Origin of the sequence: Heyndrickxia sp. FSL K6-6286 (genome assembly GCF_038630395.1) — a bacterium.
Lineage (GTDB): Bacteria > Bacillota > Bacilli > Bacillales > Bacillaceae_C > Heyndrickxia > Heyndrickxia oleronia.
Genome location: NZ_CP152029.1, coordinates 2,855,911 through 2,874,211, shown reverse-complemented (window position 1 = coordinate 2,874,211; position 18,301 = coordinate 2,855,911). Strand labels below are relative to the sequence as shown.

General features: G+C 32.4%; 20 protein-coding genes and 1 pseudogene. 19 read left to right on the top strand and 2 right to left on the bottom strand.

All coding sequences use genetic code 11. The annotated features are described in order from the left end of the window. Positions 1-89 precede the first annotated feature (89 nt). The 8 genes and pseudogenes from MHI39_RS14555 (at position 90) to MHI39_RS14520 (ending at position 5,757) form a co-directional block, all read left to right on the top strand. Positions 90-719: a hypothetical protein gene (locus MHI39_RS14555; RefSeq protein WP_342539524.1), complete on the top strand. Its 630-nt coding sequence runs from the start codon at positions 90-92 to the stop codon at positions 717-719. A gap of 48 nt (positions 720-767) precedes the next feature. Beyond that, the gene (locus tag MHI39_RS14550) at positions 768-1,142 is read left to right on the top strand and encodes a VOC family protein (RefSeq protein WP_212941422.1); all 375 of its coding nucleotides are present in this window, start codon (positions 768-770) and stop codon (positions 1,140-1,142) included. Between the two features lie 254 nt (positions 1,143-1,396). Continuing rightward, positions 1,397-1,795 carry a MarR family transcriptional regulator gene (locus MHI39_RS14545; protein WP_212941419.1) on the top strand — a complete coding sequence of 133 codons (399 nt, stop codon included), beginning with the start codon at positions 1,397-1,399 and terminating at the stop codon, positions 1,793-1,795. After that, positions 1,796-2,137: a DUF3147 family protein gene (locus tag MHI39_RS14540; RefSeq protein ID WP_078111048.1), complete on the top strand. Its 342-nt coding sequence runs from the start codon at positions 1,796-1,798 to the stop codon at positions 2,135-2,137. Between the two features lie 209 nt (positions 2,138-2,346). Beyond that, complete coding sequence (locus tag MHI39_RS14535; RefSeq protein WP_342539522.1) at positions 2,347-2,901, top strand: DUF5412 family protein; 555 nt, start codon at positions 2,347-2,349, stop codon at positions 2,899-2,901. A gap of 58 nt (positions 2,902-2,959) precedes the next feature. Then, positions 2,960-3,841 (top strand): methyltransferase domain-containing protein, encoded by an 882-nt coding sequence (locus MHI39_RS14530; protein WP_342539520.1) that lies wholly within the window; start codon positions 2,960-2,962, stop codon positions 3,839-3,841. A 508-nt stretch (positions 3,842-4,349) separates the two neighbouring features. Further along, complete coding sequence (locus MHI39_RS14525; protein WP_342539518.1) at positions 4,350-5,207, top strand: DinB family protein; 858 nt, start codon at positions 4,350-4,352, stop codon at positions 5,205-5,207. A gap of 99 nt (positions 5,208-5,306) precedes the next feature. Beyond that, a pseudogene (locus MHI39_RS14520) lies at positions 5,307-5,757 on the top strand (DinB family protein). A 438-nt stretch (positions 5,758-6,195) separates the two neighbouring features. On the opposite strand, the gene MHI39_RS14515 reads toward MHI39_RS14520, so the two are convergent. Beyond that, positions 6,196-7,047 carry a manganese catalase family protein gene (locus tag MHI39_RS14515; protein ID WP_058003973.1) on the bottom strand — a complete coding sequence of 284 codons (852 nt, stop codon included), beginning with the start codon at positions 7,045-7,047 and terminating at the stop codon, positions 6,196-6,198. A 192-nt stretch (positions 7,048-7,239) separates the two neighbouring features. Between MHI39_RS14515 and MHI39_RS14510 the strand changes: the two genes are divergently transcribed. From MHI39_RS14510 to MHI39_RS14480, 7 genes are all read left to right on the top strand, one after another. Next, positions 7,240-7,716 (top strand): DUF2243 domain-containing protein, encoded by a 477-nt coding sequence (locus tag MHI39_RS14510; RefSeq protein WP_078111214.1) that lies wholly within the window; start codon positions 7,240-7,242, stop codon positions 7,714-7,716. Then, complete coding sequence (locus MHI39_RS14505; protein WP_251346175.1) at positions 7,709-8,503, top strand: cytochrome c oxidase assembly protein; 795 nt, start codon at positions 7,709-7,711, stop codon at positions 8,501-8,503. The genes MHI39_RS14510 and MHI39_RS14505 overlap by 8 nt, the downstream gene beginning before the upstream one ends. A gap of 306 nt (positions 8,504-8,809) precedes the next feature. After that, positions 8,810-9,646, top strand: a complete 837-nt coding sequence (locus MHI39_RS14500) for an alpha/beta hydrolase (RefSeq protein WP_342539513.1) — start codon at positions 8,810-8,812, stop codon at positions 9,644-9,646. Between the two features lie 290 nt (positions 9,647-9,936). Next, complete coding sequence (locus tag MHI39_RS14495) at positions 9,937-10,371, top strand: Rrf2 family transcriptional regulator (RefSeq protein WP_342539512.1); 435 nt, start codon at positions 9,937-9,939, stop codon at positions 10,369-10,371. 74 nt (positions 10,372-10,445) lie between these two features. Beyond that, a complete protein-coding gene (locus MHI39_RS14490) occupies positions 10,446-11,345 on the top strand; it encodes an NAD(P)/FAD-dependent oxidoreductase (protein ID WP_342539511.1) in 900 nt (299 codons plus the stop codon). A gap of 535 nt (positions 11,346-11,880) precedes the next feature. Then, the gene (locus MHI39_RS14485; protein WP_342539509.1) at positions 11,881-12,657 is read left to right on the top strand and encodes a class I SAM-dependent methyltransferase; all 777 of its coding nucleotides are present in this window, start codon (positions 11,881-11,883) and stop codon (positions 12,655-12,657) included. Positions 12,658-12,696: 39 nt separating this feature from the next. After that, positions 12,697-13,215: a YfiT family bacillithiol transferase gene (locus tag MHI39_RS14480; protein WP_058006951.1), complete on the top strand. Its 519-nt coding sequence runs from the start codon at positions 12,697-12,699 to the stop codon at positions 13,213-13,215. A gap of 208 nt (positions 13,216-13,423) precedes the next feature. On the opposite strand, the gene MHI39_RS14475 is transcribed toward MHI39_RS14480, so the two are convergent. After that, complete coding sequence (locus tag MHI39_RS14475; protein WP_342539508.1) at positions 13,424-14,311, bottom strand: LysR family transcriptional regulator; 888 nt, start codon at positions 14,309-14,311, stop codon at positions 13,424-13,426. Between the two features lie 169 nt (positions 14,312-14,480). Here MHI39_RS14475 and MHI39_RS14470 point away from each other — a divergent pair, with 169 nt between their 5' ends. The 4 genes from MHI39_RS14470 to MHI39_RS14455 all read left to right on the top strand — a co-directional run bounded on the left by MHI39_RS14470 (position 14,481) and on the right by MHI39_RS14455 (position 18,190). Then, a complete protein-coding gene (locus MHI39_RS14470) occupies positions 14,481-15,218 on the top strand; it encodes an acetoacetate decarboxylase (protein ID WP_342539506.1) in 738 nt (245 codons plus the stop codon). A gap of 15 nt (positions 15,219-15,233) precedes the next feature. Beyond that, positions 15,234-16,208, top strand: a complete 975-nt coding sequence (locus tag MHI39_RS14465; RefSeq protein WP_342539505.1) for a 3-hydroxyacyl-CoA dehydrogenase NAD-binding domain-containing protein — start codon at positions 15,234-15,236, stop codon at positions 16,206-16,208. Between the two features lie 160 nt (positions 16,209-16,368). Continuing rightward, positions 16,369-17,394: a ketopantoate reductase family protein gene (locus MHI39_RS14460; protein WP_058005865.1), complete on the top strand. Its 1,026-nt coding sequence runs from the start codon at positions 16,369-16,371 to the stop codon at positions 17,392-17,394. Positions 17,395-17,644: 250 nt separating this feature from the next. Further along, positions 17,645-18,190: a GNAT family protein gene (locus tag MHI39_RS14455; RefSeq protein WP_071975748.1), complete on the top strand. Its 546-nt coding sequence runs from the start codon at positions 17,645-17,647 to the stop codon at positions 18,188-18,190. The last annotated feature ends 111 nt before the right edge of the window (positions 18,191-18,301 follow it).

Sequence of the window (18,301 nt, the reverse complement as noted above, 5' to 3'; positions counted from 1 at the left end):
TGCTAATAAATTGATAAGTAACTGCTAACATCGTTTCTCTATTTTGTTCAAATCATTATTAAAACTCAAAACTTGAAGGGAGAAACATGATGTATAAGAAGAGTTTGATAATTATTGGGGTGATACTGTTAATTGCAGTAGGATTATATACCTATTCAAACAATAGAACAGTTGAAAAAGAAGCAGCAATTAGTGATAACATGGCAAAATCAAGTAGCGTGAATAGTATTGATAAGATTATAAAAAAAGCTCCTCCAAAATTAGTGGAATTGTTAAAAACGCCATCAAAACTTCCATTTAAAGTGCATAAAGCGGAAGCGGAATTGCACGATATAGTTTATAGAGGAGGAAAAAGTGTAACAAAAACAACACTAAATGATGAAGAAAAAGCATCGAGAGATATGACAAGACTGCCATATAAGGAAGTAAACTTTGAGCAGATTTTTTTAGGAGATGAAATTAAACTATCCATTTTAGCGCAGCCTATGAATGTTGAGACAGTCTATGGAGAACCAACAGATATTAAAAAGATTCATATAAAAGATGGAAGTTTTGCAGAGTATATTGATTATGATTTTAATCAACATATCATATGGAAAGATCGTGAGACGAAAATGACCTATCTAATAGATATTACTCAATATGATAAGGAAAGAAAAGGGAAATTTTCTGAACAGGAAATTGCTGAAATGATTGATTCCTTTAAATATATCAAATGATATTTTTGAGAATATGAAATAATTCAATTCGAAGGAGTAGTGTTGATAATGAATAGCCCGATAAAAAATGAAGTTAATACCATTTTTGTACATGTTAGTAATTTAGAAAGGTCCGTCACCTGGTACTGCCAATTACTCAATCAAAAATTTAATTTAGCGGAGGTTTCTAGACCCGTTTACAATATTAAGCTGAATCATCATACTGGGCTAACATTAGATGCGGGACCATCTGATGTCATAAAGGAAATACTTCCTTCTGAAAACCCGTTGTTTAATTTTCATACAGATGACATCCATCAGTCCTATGATTTTGTTCAGAAACTTGGGTATCAAATACAATCGGAGATTGTTAGTTTTGATGATTTTGCCTATTTTAACATTTGTGATCCAGATGGGAATATCATCATGATTTGTACGGGTTAATGATAATTTAATTTAGTAACTGAAAGGGAAAAGTTGGCATAAATCGAAATATAAATACTAGAAAACAAATATGTGTATTAAAATACAATCTAAACTATACCGAATGCGGTACTTAATAAAGTATCGCATTTTTTATTTTGACATGATGGATATCAATAAAAGTGGAAAAGGCATTATTTAATTACGAAATTAAATTGAAATTATATCGTTTTATACGATATAATCGATAGTAACGATATAAAAAGGAGAAAAATATGATACAAGATTTAAATAACTACTTTACAGATATATATTTTAATTTACACCCTGTTCAAGAAGAAAACATTTCCCATCAAAGTATCCGTATATTACAAATGGTTCAAAAGAAGAAAAATATGATGATTCGTGATATTGCAATTGAATTAATGATTTCACACAATACTGCTTCTGAACATGTAAAGAAGTTAGTGAGAAATGGCTGGTTATATAAAGAAAGGTCTGAGAATGATCAACGAAAAGTATTTTTACATTTAACAGATATTGGCTCATCCATTGTAAAAAAGCATACAGAGTTAGATGATAATAAGCTCCGAATAGCACTTAGCAAATTAACGGCTACTGAACGAGCAAAGGTAATTGAAGGATTTAAATTATTAAGTGAGGTATCAAAATAAATGTATTTATTGTTAAAAATTGCTTCTTCAGCAGTCATAATTGGTGTCGTAACAGAAGTGGCAAGACGCTTCCCAGTATATGGTGGGATCGTTGCTGCCTTGCCGTTAATTAGCATCTTAAGTATTATCTGGTTAACTCTACAAGGAACGCCTAATCACAATGTTAGTCAATTTGCATGGGGAGTACTAGTGGGTTTACCTGCAACTGCTGTAATGTTATTGGTGATTTATTTTGGATTAAAGTATTCAATTCATTTAGTAATAGCAATTTTATTAGGAATCATTGCATGGGGGTTGTTTCTTCTTCTACAAAATTTGATCATGAAGGCATTTGCTTCGTAGTACATTTACTCATAGTCAATTGGCAGGATAATTAATAATGGAGAGTTATAAAACAATTATAGTCATGAAAAAGATATTAACAGGAAAATAAACTTCTAGTGAATTGACTCTAAGAAAAGGGTTTTTATATCCATCTAGCGAATTGATTAAATAAACTGTATAAGAGATCTTATAATCAAATCGGTTTTTTCTATAATAGGTGAAATTACATGCATATCTATTTACCTTTTTTTATCTTTTTAACGGCTCTCCTTACTCTTCTTATTTTTATTACCTTTTGTTTTCTAGCCATCGGCAATCTTATAAAAGAGAAAATGTTTCCAAAAAGGCTTTTTACTATTTTTTTATCTAGTATAGTAGTAGTTACTTGTCTTATTTTGTATTCAAATTACTTTTTTACTTTCAAAAATCTGAAAGGGGAATTTTTTAAAGGACCTGTCATTTCTCCATCTGAAAAATACGTAGCCAATGCGTATTACATGACGTATGGTGGTGCCGCAGGAGGCGTAAATATATGGGTAAATATCACTTTTAAAGAGGAGAAAAATAAAATAAAGACCGTTTATTATAGTGATGCCAAAAGTGATTTTTCGATTAATTGGATAGATGATGATACTCTACTTATTGTCAATAAAGAGCGCGGGTATCTGAATTCAGATCGAAGTATAAAATTGAAAATTGGCAAAGAAATTTATCATGAAAACGGATTGGCCTGTCGTAGTTTACTGATGAAGACTGAGTTTGAAACCTGTTATCATAATTAATTCATTATAAATGTTATTTTAAACATTTAACTTTGATAAATAAGATAGGAGGAAATAAATGTCGGAGTATTATTGGGATAGTCAGATAGAATATTTAAAGAGAACAAGAGATTTATATTATAATGACGATTACCTAGAGTTTTTAGTCAAATCCGTTTGGAGGATTACAGAACCAGTAAATATCATAGATTTTGGTTGTGGTTTTGGATACTTAGGGCTTAAACTACTCCCCTTATTACCAGAAGGTTCAAGATATACTGGAATTGATAAAGGGGAACAGCTTATTAAAGAGGCTAGAGAACTTTTTAAGCCATTGCCATATGAAACAGAATTTATTGTTGCAGATATGAATAATATTGAATTGGAGAAGAAGTATGATTTGGCTGTTTGTCATGCATTTCTTTTACATATAGCCAACCCAAAAAGAATGTTACAAAAAATGGTTCATTCATTAGTTGATAAAGGAAAAATCATCTGTTTCGAACCGCATTGGATTTCCAATATGGCATCGTTTTATATTGATGGATTTGATCAATCACAAATGATTCAGCTAGGCTCACTGCAAAAGTTATTTGAAAATGATGCCAAACAAGATAGAAAAGATGGGAATATTGGAGCAAAAATACCACTCTATTTATCCGAACTAGGTGTGGAAAATATTCAATGCAGAATTAGTGACAAAGTAAATGTACTTTATCCAGATATGAAACAAGAAGCGAAAGATAAATTGTTTTTTTCATTGAAGGAGGACGGTATAGGTGCGAAACCTCTTGATAAAGAAGCATATATTGACGGATTGATTAAACGAGGATTAACATTTAATGAAGCAGAGGATCAGTTTAATGCGGAATTCTTCTTTTCCCAGACGTTTAATGAAGATTCCTCACTAACCTATGCAGCTCTTATGAGAATAACGTATGGAGAGGTTAAATATATTTAGTTTTCCTAATAGTCAATCTAATGGAGGCTATTTCTTAGAAGGATAAAAATATCAAGTTAAAATGATACAATTAGATTCATTATTCGTATTGGTACAATAATGAAGAGGATGAATATGTGGATGATATTCTCATGTATCAATTAGTTTAATTATATGAGGTTTTAATAGTGTGTTTCTTGAAGTAAAGATAATGCAGGTAGGAATTTACAGCATTTTTATTTAAAAAAATAAGTTTTATTTTGTATAGAAGCATTTTCTCATCATGAACATAGAGAAAATGCATTTTTATTGTGAAATCATAATTACTAGTCACCACGTAATAATATCTACAAGAAGGGGATTCTCTCAATTACCAAGAATACATATTAAAAGATTTGTTTTTCATACATAATATCTAATCTCTGTCTTCAATATCTCGAATGAAAAATATAAATATAATAAATGAATGTTTTGATGCTGGTATGTTCAATTTGAGAGTAGAATTCGCAGAAGGGAGATCTTTTAAGCTATGGAAAGACAGAAGCCTAATTTATTATTAAGAGTGAAAAATCTAGACCAGACAGTAAAGTTTTATTCTGATGTTGTTGGATGGTATAGTGATTGGAAAGATGTGAACAAACGGATTGCTAGATTAAATTTATCGAATGGTGAACCAATAGCCATTATCACAGAAAAAAAAGATTTAGACTGTTCTCCATATCTGGAAAAAATATTTTCTGAGCCTTTACCTAAAGGGAAGTTTTACATAGTAACAAAGGATATAGAGAATTTGTATCTTCGTTTAAAAAAGATTAACCAGCTAAAGGTTGAACTTATCATTGAAGAAGGATTTGGCCAGACGCTATTTATAACAGATCCAGATGGTTATATTCTTTCCCTTTGGGAGGAGCTTTTTCTACCAGATAATGAAATACTAGAATTATATAGAAATGGTATACAAATGTTAGAAGATTCGATTCGTGGTTTGAATGAAAAAGACTTTGATTTGGTTCGAGCAAAAGGGAAATGGTCCATTAGACTAACAATATTTCATTTGATTGATTCAGATATCACAACACTACATAAAATTAAATTTGCATTAGCAGAATCTGGACGTGATTATATTAGAAACCCATATGATCCTAATTTATGGGAGTTAGGAACGAATTATCGTACAAGAAAAGTTAATAAAACAATTATGTTATTTCGATATCTTAGGGAACATGTGCTGGAGCTCTGTGAAGAAATTCCAGATGCACTAAATAGGAGCGTTTTAGTAAATGGTAGTAGTAAAGAAGAAGTAAGAAATATGATAAAAATGGTTGCTGGGCATGCTCGTGGGCATATACAACAAATATGGGAAACAAGAACTGTTCATAAAAAATGATCATTTATTGCGTAGCTATTATTCTTGCATCTTACTAATTCTACACTTAAGAAAATAAAAATACGATGGATATTAAATTTTCCGGGAGTGATCATTAAAATGTTGAAGTTGTTTCAGTATAATTGGCAAGTAAGAGATGAATGGTTTAATTGGTGTGCAAAAATTTCTGTTGATTGAACTTCAATGCACGCGAGTAGGGGGTAGAGGAAGTATTTTACGTAATTTATTTCATATTGTTGATGTTGAGCAGGCATGGATTAGAGGATTAAAAGGAAAAACTGAGTTTCATTATAATTTTAATGATTATCCGTCTCTTAAATCTATAAGAGAATTATCTATAAAATGTCGACCTGAGGTTGAAGAATACATTCAAAACTGGTCCAATGATATAGAGAATCATAAATTGGATGAATTTACCTATGGTAAGGTGATCCATCATGTTATCGCTCATGAAATCCATCATATCGGTCAATTATCAATATGGGCTAGAGAAATGGGGGCTGTACCTGTTTCTTCCAATTTAATTGGAAGAGGAATATATGATAGATAATTTTTTTGAACAATGCCTCTATTAATTTAAATGTTCAATTTCGTTCAGGTAACATGTATATGTGAAAAATTGATTTCTTGTGTAGATGAATGAAATAAAAATAATTTACACTCAACACTACAAAAATATCATCCGATGGGAAATGTAAGGCTTCGAATAAAGTAATAGCCCTTTTTTAACCGCAATATATAATAAAAGTCATAGAAGAGTATCTTCTTTCCCAATCCACCCCAAAAGTATCACCCGTTGTTATAGGTAGATTGTCTTCTAGTTTTAATATAAGATTATTTTATGTTTGTTGTATAGATTGGCAAGAATTTTTATGATAAGAAAAATAACCTCTATAAGCCATTGTAAAATATAATATTGTATTCATCTGAATGTCTGTTCAAATCTTAAAATCTAAAGAGCGCCTTTATATCAAAGACGCTTAAGAATTTATTTATTTAGGTCTTGTATACCAGGACTGTGCTCGTTTGGCATTTCTGGTAGCATTGGAACTGGATATCCTTTTGGTGGTGGAACTACTTTTAACTCGCCGTCATTTCTGCTAGGAGACTCCCCTTGGAAAATTTGTCCCATTAATGTTTCATCTAATCTAAAATTAAATTGTGCATTATGGAATCCCATTTCTACATATTTTCTACATTCAGGATACTTATTGATATCATAATTTGGGACTGGGAAGATTTTCGCCCAATCAACACCAAGGGTTTCTAATGCTTTAGCGAACGCATTTTGGTGGGCATTATCGCGAACAATTAGAAAAGCTAATGTTTCTCTAAAAGTTTTATTAGAACTCATTTCATATATTCTCGTTTTTTGAAGAACTCCTGTAGATTCTAAAACTACATTATCTAATAAATCACTAATTAAATTTCCGTGGCTGTATACATAGTTACCATTCCAGGGATTTCCCGCAGCATCCACAGGGAGAGAGCTTTGTGCACCCATAATAAAATGATGGGGATTTGCATGTTTAATTGCTTCCTCTAAAGGAGCTCCCGAACCGCCAGCTCCGATTGCTTCTTCACCTGAACCATTTAATAATTGATTTATTGTCGTTTGAACTAGCTCCACATGGCTAATTTCTTCAAGGAAGACTCCCCGAATTAAATCACGAAACTCTTTTTGTTTTCCGCGAAAGTTAGAACTTTGAAAGAAAAATTGCATCATCGTTCTCATTTCACCAAATCTGCCACCTAATGTTTCTTGCAAAACCTTTGCTGCAGAAGGGTCCGGTTTATCAGGAACAATAATATTAATTAAATCCTCTTTATAAAAATACAATGGTATACCTCCTTTGATAGTAACTGTTTGACATAGTTACTATTTGTTTTATACATCGAAAATATCCTTATTAATGCGATAAAAATCTTTGGATAAACGAATTCTTAAAAGTATTTAGTGAAAGTAACAAAATTTGGATAAAATTCCTTCCAACTGCAAATAATTGATTTTATATGATGAAAGAACGGAGGGATGATCATGACTAGTACTTCATCTTTAACTCGAAATATATGGTCAGGTATTTTATTTGGAGTTGGTTTAGTTTGCTTTTTGGATGAAACGATTTTTCATCAAATATTATATTGGCATCATTTTTATGACAAAAGTACATTAAGTATTGGTCTGGTTTCAGATGGCTTATTCCATGCATTTAGCTGGTTTGCAACTATAGGTGGGCTATTCCTTCTAGCAGATTTAAGGCGTAAGAACGCATTTTGGTTAAAGAGGTGGATTGGCGGTGTGTTTCTTGGGGGAGGGGGATTTCAGTTATACGATGGAATTATCCAGCACAAACTGATGAGAATTCATCAAATTCGTTATGTGGAAAATTTAATCATTTACGATCTATTATGGAACATCATTGCATTAGTATTACTTTTAATAGCAATCATTCTAATAGTAAAGACAAAGAAAGAAATATTAGTAAGGGGTAAAACAGCCAATGAATAATGAACATATGGAACATTTTAAAATCACAATTGTCGAACCGTTCTTATTAATACCTTTTATATTGCTGTTTTTTTTGTATCTTATTGCATGTATTGTATCCAATCGCCATTATAAACGCTGGTCTTACCTTCGTATATTCTATTGGGCGCTAGGAATACTTTGTATGGCAACTATAGCTGTTGGGCCATTAGCAAAAAGTGTACATAAGGATTTTACTGCTCATATGTTTGGTCATTTACTGCTAGGAATGGTTGCTCCGTTATTAATCCTCCTATCTGCTCCAATGACCCTTTTTTTAAGAACACTTAGAGTAAAACACGCACGTTATATTACAAAGGTGCTAAAGAGTTTTCCGATTAGGCTGATTTGTGATCCACTGACTGCTTCTTTACTAAATGTGGGTGGACTATGGCTTCTTTATACAACAAATCTCTTTTCCCAAATGCATCAAAATCTCCTCCTTTATTTATTCATCCATTTACATGTCTTTATTGCAGGCTATGTGTATACAGCTGCATTTATTTATATTGACCCAATACCTCATAGAACAAGTTATATGTACCGAGCAATTATTATGATCCTTTCAATGGCTAGTCATGGAGTCTTGTCGAAATACATATATGCTCATCCACCTAATGGAGTAACAACAACACAGGCTGAAATAGGAGGGATGATCATGTATTATGGAGGAGATTTAGTAGATATTATATTAATATATATTTTCTGTCTTCAATGGTATAAATCAGCAAAGATAAAATCAAATTTAGTTAAGCAAGTCAATATATAATTTTCATTCTGTTCAAATGAAAAAAATGAGGGTTAAATTCTAATCTTTTCAATTTAATGAAAATAATTTAAAAAACACATCACTTTTTATTCTACTTAAGGATTGAAAGCTAATGTCAATAAAGAGAGGATCAATCCCCTAATTGTAGAAGGATTAATTAGTATATTTATAGAAATAATATTTTATTGAGTTTTATAATAAGGCTCTTATCTCACGAAAACATCCTATAATAAATTGTGCATATATTAAAATGTTAATTATCAATAACCTGTAAAATACGTTAATTAAAGAGTTAGGGGATTACAAATGGCATATTGTAAAGTTCATCAAGCTGAAATTTATTATGAAGAGATGGGACAAGGTATACCAATATTAATGATCCACGGCTATTCTCCTGACCATCGATTAATGACTGGATGTATGGAGCCTGTCTTTACAAATAGAGAAGGTTGGCGACGTATATATATAGATTTACCAGGTATGGGATTAACAAGAAACTACCATGATATAAGTTGTTCTGATGAGATGTTGAACGCAGTATTAGAGTTTATTAATATTGTCATCCCTGATCAAGAATATCTAATTGTTGGGGAGTCTTACGGTGGCTATATTGCACGGGGAATCATTGAGAAGCAACCAGAAAGAATACTTGGTGCGGCATTTATATGCCCAGTCATTAATCCTAGTCCAGAAAATAGACAAGTTGAGGTACATGATAGTTATAAAATTGATAATAACTTTATCAATAAGTTATCGAAAGATGAACAAGCAGAGTTTCGAGATAATCAAGTCGTATTAAATGAGTACACTTGGTTACGATACAACAATGAAATAGTAAGCGGGATTAAAATTAGTGATGAGGAGTTTTTAAATAAGGTTAAGAAACAATATGGTTTTTCCTTTAAGCTAGATCAATCTGATTTTACTAAACCTAGTTTATTTTTATTGGGTAGACAGGATTCTACGGTTGGATATAAGGATGCTTTAAGCCTTACGGATAAGTATTCACGGGGAACGTTTACTGTCATAGATACAGCTGGTCACAATCTCCAAATAGATCAACCACAAATTTTTAATCATGTAGTCAATGAGTGGTTAGACAGAGTGTTAAATGATTTTTTATCCAGAAAGAGTGAAAGTTAGAAGCTTAAATGACTATGAAAAGGGATAAAGTAAACTAAAATAAGTGGAGTTTAGATTTATGGAAATCTGATTTTAATACATCAATTTGATAATGATGGGGAGATACTTTATTTGGCTTTTCACTACCTTATCACACAAGCAAATAAATAAATTGGATGAAAAATATTTCGGTATAGTCCATCTTCGGCTTAAAAGAATAATATGTAAAAAGCTTGATTATATTTTAAGAATGAATTACTATCAATTATAGATATTAAAGATCTTTAATATAGTAATGGAAGGGTAAGACCATGAAATATTCTAAAGCTACAAATTACGCATTGCATACAATGGTATATTTAACAATATCACCAAAGGGTAAAACGGTTGGAGTTGAACAGTTAGCTAAAATTCAAAATCTCTCACCTACATACCTTTCGAAGATATTAACAAAACTTGTTAAAGCAGGATTAATTGAATCAAATCCTGGAGTTAATGGAGGATATAGCCTTGCAAGACAGTCCAATGAAATCTCATTTTTAGATGTCATTCAAGCCATTGAAGGTCAAACGACATTATTCAGTTGTTCATTAGGTCATGACAAATTATCTAGAAATGAAGATTGTTTAATTGAGAATGTGATGCTAGAAGCAGAAAATAATATGAAGAAAGAGCTAAGTAAAAAATACATTATTGATATTGCTGAGCAAATGAATGTAAAAAATGAAAATAATTGTAATGGTTAATCATTTCAATTATTTTTTTCACTTAATTATAGATATTAAAAGTCTATAATATATTTAATTGAGGAGGAGACAAAATGATATTAGATTGTGTTGTAATTGGTGGAGGACCTTCAGGTTTAAGTGCTGCACTTGTACTTGGAAGAGCAAGAAAAAACATCATACTATTTGATGAGGATAAACCAAGAAATGCTGTAACTCAGGAATCTCATGGGTTCATTACGAGAGATGGTATCAAGCCTTCTGAATTTAAAAAAGTGGCTAAAGCCGATTTAATAAAATATCCAAATATATCCCTTCATAATCAACGAGTGGTAGATATCAAGAAAGAAAATAATTATTTTCTTATTTATTCAGCAGATGGGAATACTTATCAATCTAGAAAGGTTATATTATCTACTGGCCTAAAAGATGTCTTACCTAGTATTAAGGGGATAAACAAATTTTATGGAACAAGTGTATTTATTTGCCCATTTTGTGATGGGTGGGAGCTAAAAGGTCGTGCATTAGTTGTTATAGGAGAAGATGAGCGCATATTCCATCTGACAAAACTGATTTCTAACTGGAGTAAGGATATTATTGTTTGTACAAACGGGAACACTGTGCTCACTGCGGATCAGAAACAGTTATTATTATCCAAAAAAATAGTAGTTACTGAATCCGAAATATTATCTTTAGAAGGTGTAGATGGAAATTTAAAAAGGGTTTTATTTAAAAATGGTAAAGAAATAGTAAGAGATGGTGGCTTTATGGTTACTGGGTTAGAACAAGCATCGCCACTCGCTCAAAAATTAGGATGCCTAATAAAAAAGAATGGCGGGATAGATACGGATGAATTTGGACGTACGAGTGTTGAAGGAGTTTACGCTAGTGGAGATAATTCTCTTTCAACATCTCCTCAATTAATTACGGCTGCAAGTGAGGGGAGCAAAGTGGCTTCGCGAGTAATCTTAGATTTAATAGATGAAGATTTTTAATTGGTTCTACAATCTTTACTAATGGGAGCGTTTATTTAAAGAACGCTCCTTTTAATTATATTGTAGAAATTATTGATAATATTTGGGGTGTAAAAGCTTGAAATGATCTTTTCTTGAAAAATGTTCTTATAAAGGAATTTTTCCTCATATTGTAGAAGTAAAACAAGAGCAAATCTATTTTGAGTAAATAGGTATTCCAGATGTAAATTCTAATAAATGGTATCAATGATGTATAAATTCAATAGTAATTATAATTGATGATTTTTCTTGAAAGATTAGTAGAAAAACCATAGAGGCTTGGCGCTGAAAATTAATTGGAATGAAGAGTGGATATGAACTTGAAAAATACAAGTTTCATAGTTGGCTAGAGAGAGTAAGACAAGTGAAATCTTGGAATTGCGTCAAAGTTAATGGGAAAACAACATCAGTGTTTTGATAACAAGTCGTACAAACGAAAACTATGATTAAGTGTCGAGATATGTTGATATTTGCTATTTAACATAATTTTTTGAAATGTATTTGAAGGAGGAACAACATGGAACGTCTAAATACAAATTTTGAAGAATACGATGATCCGATCCTATATGATATGGAAAATGAATTATATATTGAGGATGTGCCTTTCCTACTGAAAGAGGCTTTAAAAACAATAGGTCCTATCATTGATTTAGCCTGTGGAACAGGTAGGGTAACCATTCCATTAGCAAGTAAAGGACACCAACTAATTGGAGTCGATGTACATAGAGGAATGCTCGATGCAGCTAGAAAGAAGTCAGAAGAGCTAAATTTAAACATAAAGTGGGTAGAACAAGATTGTACGAAACTGGATTTAAATATAAAAAGTCATTTAATCTACTCAGTTGGGAATTCATTTCAACATTTTCTTACAAATGAAGACCAGGATAGATTATTATCCTCAGTAAATAAACATTTACATAATGAAGGTATCTTTATCTTTGGAACAAGGTTTCCGAGTGTTGATGAGTTGTTACAATCAAGCATTGAGGAATATTGGAAAACTTATATTGACAGTGAAACACAATATCCGGTTGACGTATATACTGTTAGTAACTATGACTCCTTAAATCAAATTCAACATTATACAACGATTAGGAAGTATAAAAATAAGAATGGAGAAATAATTAACGAAAAAAGAACGAACATAAATTTGAGATATGTTTTCCCAAAAGAAATGGAGAGAATGCTGCTTGCCAACGGCTTCGAAATTATTCATCTCTATAAGGATTGGAAAGAAACTCCTATAACTAATGATAGTTATGAAATGATCTATGTTTGTAGGAAAATAAAATAGTATAATTGGGTACATATTGATGAAAAGGGAGTTGTTTAAATGGATTTACGTTATCCAATAGGAAAGTTTAATGTTAATGGGAAGGTAACAACTGAAATAATAGAGCAGTGGATAAAAGAAATAGAAGAGCTTCCAACTAGATTAACAGAAGCAGTTGAGGGTTTAAATGATGTTCAACTAGATACAGCCTATCGTTCTGAAGGATGGACGATTCGTCAGGTGGTGCATCATATTGCTGACAGTCATTTAAATAGTTATACTCGTTTCAAATTGGCTCTCACAGAAAACAATCCTACCATTAAATTGTATGAAGAAGGAAAATGGGCCGAGCTCCCAGATTCGAATTTACCAGTAGAAATTTCTTTGCAACTAATTGATGCCTTACATAAGAGATGGGTGTATTTATTACGATCCATGACTTCGGAAGATTTAGAGAAGACTTTCTATCATTCAGAATTTGGAGATATGAAGTTAAGTGTCAATATTGGCATCTATGCTTGGCATGGAAGACATCATGTTGCCCATATTACAACTCTTCGTGATCGATTAGACTGGTAAGAAGAGGTTATTTTTATTAGAAATAATAGATTACTATACAATAATAAATAAGCAATGTAAGGTACAAAAACTGACATTTAACGAGAATCCACTTTTATTAAAGGTAGGATAATCTTTTTTATTTAAGGGGGTGTCTATGAAGAACTTAGAGCTTTTACTTTTAGACATCCCCCATTTCTAGTGGAGGTTATGATGTAAAACCTTTATTCTAATGAACTTTGAACGTTTCATAATTGTCCCTAAAGTATGAAATAATAAAGTCACGGAAATCTCTTACTGTAGGAGAAAATTTTGAATCTTTAATCCAAGAAAGCCCTACCGTAAAGGTTGGATCAATATCTGCGATTTTCACGAAATTTAAATCGAGTTTTTTACATACTGAAATCGGAAGTATTGCTACACCTTGATCAAGCTTAACTATTTCTGTTAATAGATTAGAGTCAACCTCGAAATTATTAATTGGGGTAAATCCCGCTTTTTCACAAAGATTTGTTGTAAAGCTTTTATATTCCTCATTATTAGCTAAGGCAATAAAAGGCTCATTAGCAACTTCGCTTAGAGCAATTTCAGATTTACCTACTAGCCTATGATTGGAAGGCAGAACGAGAACAACATCCTCATCAATCAGTACAAAACTTTCTATCTCTTCATCTACTATAGGTGGCCCTGCTATTCCTAAATCTAAATCTCCCTTTTTTAAGCCTTTCAGAATCCCGCTCTTTAATCCGATTCCCTGTTGTATTTTTGTATTAGGAAAACGTGAAATATATTCACTTATAAGTCCTGTTAGGAATCTAGGATTCGAAATTGAAATTTTGATGGTACGAATCTTTTCTTCATCTTGTGAATGTATTTCCATTTTTGCATTTTCAATCTCAGTAAAAATATTGTTTACATGTTTTAAGAAAATTTTTCCTGATGAACTTAGCTTAATATTCCTCCCTTGTCTGATAAATAATTTAGTACCTAATTCATCTTCAAGTCTTTTAATTGTAAGGCTTAAGGAAGGCTGAGCAATTTTTAGTTGCTGGGCAGCTTTAGATATATGCTCTGTAAAGGCAACGGTCTGAAAGTATTTTAATTGAAGCAGCTCCATGTAATATGCTACATCTCCTTTATTTATTATAATAAATATATTTATATATTATTATGTATTAGATTAAATGTAAAAATCGATTTAAAATATAAAGGTAGGTAATGGAAAATAGGACAAGCTAAAGAGGAAAAACGTTAAATCTTGATCAAAAAGTAGAGGTGCTATTCAGATGAAAAAAGATGAAGTGGTTAGACAATTTACAACACCATTGGACGCGGGGGCGTTTCCATTAGGTCCATATCGTTTTTATAATCGTGAATACTTAAATATTTTATATAGGACTGACCTTGAAAAATTGAAAAAAATTGTTCCTGAACCATTGGAGGTTAAAGATCCACTTGTAAGGTTTGAAATAATGAAAATGCCTGATGTTACAGGCCTAGGATCATACACTGAATGTGGTCAGGTCATTCCCGTAAGCTTTGAAGGTGAGGAAGGTGACTATCTTCATGCCATGTATGTAGATAGTTTTCCAGCAATCGCATCTGGCAGGGAAATAGCAGCATACCCTAAAAAATTAGGTAAACCAAGTCTTTATGTTGATTCCGACACTTTAGTTGGAGTATTGGATTATGGTACTTTGCGAGTAGCAACGGCAACCATGGGGTATAAGCATTTTCCGCTTGATCATACGGAGGCGCTTAAAGAGATCGTTAAACCAAATTATATGTTAAAAAAGATGCCAGGGTACAATGGATATCCAAGAATTTGCGAATTGGTCAGAAGCCAAATTACAGATATTAAGATCCTAGGAGCATGGTCAGGTCCAGCAAGACTGGAGTTGTTTGCACATGCGCTTGCACCTATGGCAGATTTGCCAGTATTAGAGGTTGTATCTGCTTCACATATCATAACCGAATTATCACTAGCTAGCCCGGAAGTTGTTTATGATTATTTGGCAAAATAGGAGAAAGGAACTTTTATGATGATTCAATCAAAAATTAGACTACCTGACGAATTACAAAGGTTTAATCCTGTAACTGTCATAGGAGCGGGTACAATTGGAGTTTCTTGGACTGCATTGTTTTTAGCTTACGGACTAACCGTACGTGTAAATGATCCCCGTCCAGATGTAAAAGAAGTGGTACTTAATGGAATTGATCAAATTAAACCAACATTAAAAGCTCTTGGATTACCTACAGAAGGTTTAACCAATCGATTAGAAATCGAACCTGATTTGGATCGTGCCCTTCAAGGTGCGGCTGTTATTCAGGAAAACGGACCGGAAAGATTGGAATTTAAACATGAGCTGTTTTCTAAAATTGAAAAAGTGGTAAGTAAAGAAACCCTATTGTTGTCTTCGTCCTCTGGAATTCCTTCAAGTGAAATTGCAAAAGGGATGAAAAATCCAGAGCGGCTTTTAATTGGACATCCTTTTAATCCACCTCATCTTGTTCCGCTAGTTGAAGTGGTTCCAGGTGAATATACAAAAGATCAAGCGGTTCAAGATGCTATTACTTTTTACAGAGCGTTAGGAAAAGAGCCGATGGTATTAGAAAAAGAAATCCCTGGATTTGTAGCTAATCGTTTGCAATCAGCATTATTTCGTGAAGCAGTAAATTTAGTTCTTGAAGGTGTAGTTTCAATGGAAGACTTAGATCGTATTGTAACGAATTCGATTGGATTACGTTGGGCTGTAGGTGGACCATTCCTCACATTCCATCTTGGAGGAGGAAAAGGCGGACTTCCTGCATTTCTTCAGCATTTAGGTCCTAATTTACAGAATGGGTGGAAAAACCTTGGAAATCCCAACCTAGATGAGGCTAATGTACAAACATTATCAAATCATGCGATGAATTCATATGGAAATGTGCCGATTGAACAATTGGAAAAAAGTCGTGATCAAAAGCAACTGTCTGTTCTCAAGATGCTTAAAGATCAACAATCATCTAGATAAAAAACGAAGAAGGCTTAATCAAAACAAATCATCATCGAATCAAGCGCGTGTTAGGATATAATCTCACCAATGCTAGAAAGGTCCGATTATTGCAAATGCGTTGGTCTTCTGAAACAGGATAAATGCTAACTAACGAATGAAAAATAGGGAGGATATACAAATGCGAATCGCAGTATTAGGAGCAGGTTCATTAGGAACGATCGCCGGAGCATATATTGCTGCCGGAGGAAAAGATGTTGAGTTAATCGATGTTTATCAAGCACATGTTGATGTTTTAAATCAAGAAGGTGCAAGAATTATCGGCACGACAGATTTTCAATCAAAAGTAAAGGCCATTACTCCTGATAATATGTCAGGTACTTATGATTTAGTTTTGTTATTAACAAAGCAACTTTATAACGATTCAGTTCTACAAAATTTATTACCATTTTTAACAGATCAAAGTGTTGTACTTTCATTACAAAACGGGATTCCTGAAGAAAAAGTTGCATCAATTGTTGGCCGGGAACGTGTAATTGCAGGATCTGTTGAATTTGGTGCAACATTTATTGAGCCGGGTGTTTCAAAACTGACTACAACGTATGACCATTTTAAAAAGTATGCATTCCAAATTGGGGAATTAAATGGTGAAATAACAGAAAGAATCCAACAAATTAAATCCATTCTGGACCTAGTAGGGGGCACACATATATCTGATAACCTAGTAGGAACAAAATGGTCAAAATTATTGATTAACAATGCGTTTAGTGGTTTATCTGCTGCACTTAACACAGAGTTTGGTGGTGTACTCGATCATGAAGTTAGTGTTATTAGCGCAGCGCACATTGCTGATGAAACAATCAAAGTCGGTCACGCAAATGGTGTTACATTTGCTAAAATGAATTCATTTGATATTTCGTCATTAGAAATAAAAAATGAAAATGAGATCCCTCTACGTATTCAAACGCTTCGGAAGTTTATGGAGTCTTCTAGACTTTTAAAGGCAAGCATGCTGCAAGACTTAGAAAAGAAACGTAAAACTGAAATTGATTATATCAATGGGGTCGTTCCACAACTAGCTAAAGGCAAAGGAATCCCAACACCATACAATGATATGGTTGTAAAACTAGTTAAGCAAGCAGAAGAGACCCAATCCATACCAAATTTTGCTACAAATATTAAGTGCTTTGAAGAATTAAATAAATAAATAATGATTTTGTCGATGGTGTTGCCTTTTTGGGCAGCACTTTTTTTATTTTAATTTGTTTAATAATTATTTAGAATTATGCGTCATCATGCTGTGAATATGTGTAAAAGTAACTGACTAAAATATAATTAAATAGTAGAATATTATTAATATTAATAAAAGAGGTGAGATTATACAATTAATATAGTAAAAATTTTAACAGAATTTGAGAAAAGAGAATTAAAAAGTCAAAATTCTTCGGGGGATCACAATGTTTATACATAAAATAAATGATGATTTAGCATTAAAACTAATAGAATTAAAAGATAGTAATAGGGTTTTTGAATTAACAGATACATCACGTAATTATCTAAGAGAATGGCTTCCTTGGTTAGATACTACAACAAAACTTGAGGATACTATTGGGTTTATCAATATGTGTTTAAAGGGTTTCTCGGAAAATAGAAGTATAAATACAGTAATTTTATTTAAAGGTAATATCGTTGGAGTTGCAGGATTTAATAACATCAATTGGTCGAACAAAACTGCCCAAATAGGGTATTGGCTAGGTGAAGAATACCAAGGCTTTGGAATCATGACAAGAGTAGCTGAAGCATTGACTGAATATGCTTTTAAAGAATTAGCATTAAATAAAGTAGAAATTAGAGTTGCGGTCGGAAATAAGAAAAGTAGAAGTATTCCGGAGAGGTTAGGGTTTATAAATGAAGGATGTATTCGTCAAGCGGAATGGTTATATGACCATTATGTAGACCATGTTGTCTATGGAATTTTATCGGAAGAGTGGACCAACAAATAAATAGATCTTATTTTAAGTGCATGCTTTTTTGAAGTTAAAAGAGGTATGAAATCCTTCCCTATGGATATAATTTCTAATTAATCTTTAGCTTTTATTATAGTCTTACGGAAA

Coding starts and splice junctions, on each gene's coding strand:
- MHI39_RS14530 (WP_342539520.1), top strand. CDS start 2,960: ATGTCGGAGTATTATTGGGATAGTCAGATAGAATATTTAAAGAGAACA.
- MHI39_RS14510 (WP_078111214.1), top strand. CDS start 7,240: ATGATCATGACTAGTACTTCATCTTTAACTCGAAATATATGGTCAGGT.
- MHI39_RS14500 (WP_342539513.1), top strand. CDS start 8,810: ATGGCATATTGTAAAGTTCATCAAGCTGAAATTTATTATGAAGAGATG.
- MHI39_RS14540 (WP_078111048.1), top strand. CDS start 1,796: ATGTATTTATTGTTAAAAATTGCTTCTTCAGCAGTCATAATTGGTGTC.
- MHI39_RS14555 (WP_342539524.1), top strand. CDS start 90: ATGTATAAGAAGAGTTTGATAATTATTGGGGTGATACTGTTAATTGCA.
- MHI39_RS14470 (WP_342539506.1), top strand. CDS start 14,481: ATGAAAAAAGATGAAGTGGTTAGACAATTTACAACACCATTGGACGCG.
- MHI39_RS14545 (WP_212941419.1), top strand. CDS start 1,397: ATGATACAAGATTTAAATAACTACTTTACAGATATATATTTTAATTTA.
- MHI39_RS14475 (WP_342539508.1), bottom strand. CDS start 14,311: ATGGAGCTGCTTCAATTAAAATACTTTCAGACCGTTGCCTTTACAGAG.
- MHI39_RS14550 (WP_212941422.1), top strand. CDS start 768: ATGAATAGCCCGATAAAAAATGAAGTTAATACCATTTTTGTACATGTT.
- MHI39_RS14465 (WP_342539505.1), top strand. CDS start 15,234: ATGATGATTCAATCAAAAATTAGACTACCTGACGAATTACAAAGGTTT.
- MHI39_RS14490 (WP_342539511.1), top strand. CDS start 10,446: ATGATATTAGATTGTGTTGTAATTGGTGGAGGACCTTCAGGTTTAAGT.
- MHI39_RS14455 (WP_071975748.1), top strand. CDS start 17,645: ATGTTTATACATAAAATAAATGATGATTTAGCATTAAAACTAATAGAA.
- MHI39_RS14505 (WP_251346175.1), top strand. CDS start 7,709: ATGAATAATGAACATATGGAACATTTTAAAATCACAATTGTCGAACCG.
- MHI39_RS14535 (WP_342539522.1), top strand. CDS start 2,347: ATGCATATCTATTTACCTTTTTTTATCTTTTTAACGGCTCTCCTTACT.
- MHI39_RS14480 (WP_058006951.1), top strand. CDS start 12,697: ATGGATTTACGTTATCCAATAGGAAAGTTTAATGTTAATGGGAAGGTA.
- MHI39_RS14485 (WP_342539509.1), top strand. CDS start 11,881: ATGGAACGTCTAAATACAAATTTTGAAGAATACGATGATCCGATCCTA.
- MHI39_RS14525 (WP_342539518.1), top strand. CDS start 4,350: ATGGAAAGACAGAAGCCTAATTTATTATTAAGAGTGAAAAATCTAGAC.
- MHI39_RS14495 (WP_342539512.1), top strand. CDS start 9,937: ATGAAATATTCTAAAGCTACAAATTACGCATTGCATACAATGGTATAT.
- MHI39_RS14460 (WP_058005865.1), top strand. CDS start 16,369: ATGCGAATCGCAGTATTAGGAGCAGGTTCATTAGGAACGATCGCCGGA.